Here is a 1428-nt window from a genome sequence, read left to right as displayed (position 1 = left end):
GCACCAGCACCTTATGTCAAAAAACCTGAACAAGATTTTACCCGAAAGAAAAAGCTACCCTTTGAAACGGTTATGCAACTCCTGATCTCAATGGGGGGCAACAGCATATATAAGGAACTCTTGGAATCGCAGGGCTATGACGTAAACACCGCAACCACTTCTGCTTTTGTCCAGCAGAGGAATAAAATCCTGCCRTCCGCTGTGGAATTCTTGTTTCACAAATTTACGCAATCGTATACGAATATCAAAGACTATCGAGGGTATCGATTACTTGCCGTTGACGGTTCGGATTTGCATATCGCAACTGACCCTGCCGACACGGAAACTTATATTCAAAGTCAACCGAACACGAAAGGCTATAACCTTCTGCATTTGAACGCAGCCTATGACTTGTGCAATAGATTTTACGTGGATGCCATTGTTCAGCCACGAAGGTTGTGCAACGAGGGAAGGGCGCTTGCTGCTATGGTTGACCGTTCTCCCATCAAAGGCAAAACCATTGTTACTGCCGATAGGGGTTATGAAAGTTACAACAATTTCGCGCATATTGAACGCAAAGGGTGGAACTATGTCATACGGGTAAAGGATTTGAATTCCAGTGGTATTCTTTCGGGCTTGCATTTGCCCTTTGGTGGAGAGTTTGATATTGACGTTCATCTGACACTCACCAAAAAACATACCAAAGAGRTCAAGGCTCATCCCGAGATTTACAAGTTCGTCCCTTCCACGTCTACATTTGATTTTTTGGATCGGCATGAGAACTTATTTTATCCGATTTCCTTTCGGGTTGTTCGTTTTGTCCTGCCGAGTGGCGCTTATGAAACCGTCCTTACGAATCTTTCAGTCRCTGATTTCCCACCCGATGAAATCAAGTCCATTTATAACATGCGATGGGGCATCGAAACTTCTTTCAGAGCATTAAAATATACCGTCGGTCTGACGAATTTTCACGCAAAGAAGCAAGAGTCCATCATCCAAGAGATTTTCGCAAGAATGATCATGTACAATTTCGCTGAAATGATGACCTCACACGTCGTCATTTCCCAAATGGATAAACGGYACCAATACCAAGTCAACTTCACGGTCGCCGTTCATGTTTGTAGACATTTCCTACGCCYAAGGGACGATGAATTCCTGCCCGATGTTGAAGCACTGATTCGCAAAAACATTTTGCCGATTCGACCCATTCGACCAGGGCAGCAGAATACGCGCAAAATTCGCTATAAATCAGCTGTTAGCTTCGTCTACAGAGTAGCATAATTCGGTTCATAWGAACATTTTTTAAGCGGATATTCCATCCGCTTTGTTTGCTGTACGCTTTTTTCCTTGCTTGCACAAAAAAACAAACGGCACAGGGCTTTTTCCCGTGCCGTTTCGGATTCCATTTTTATTCCCGGTCTTGTCTTTGAACTTAACTTAATGACATTG

At 43.7% G+C, this 1428-nt stretch carries 1 protein-coding gene; it reads left to right on the top strand.

Annotated elements, in window-relative coordinates:
- Window positions 1–1260 (top strand): IS4 family transposase (locus AC1DWN_RS33715; protein ID WP_477563180.1); only part of this gene is annotated, 1260 nt, incomplete at its 5' end.
- Between the last annotated feature and the right edge of the window lie 168 nt (window positions 1261–1428).

Source organism: Paenibacillus sp. P4_A7, assembly GCF_056402455.1.
This window is presented reverse-complemented; position numbering and strand designations above follow the sequence as displayed.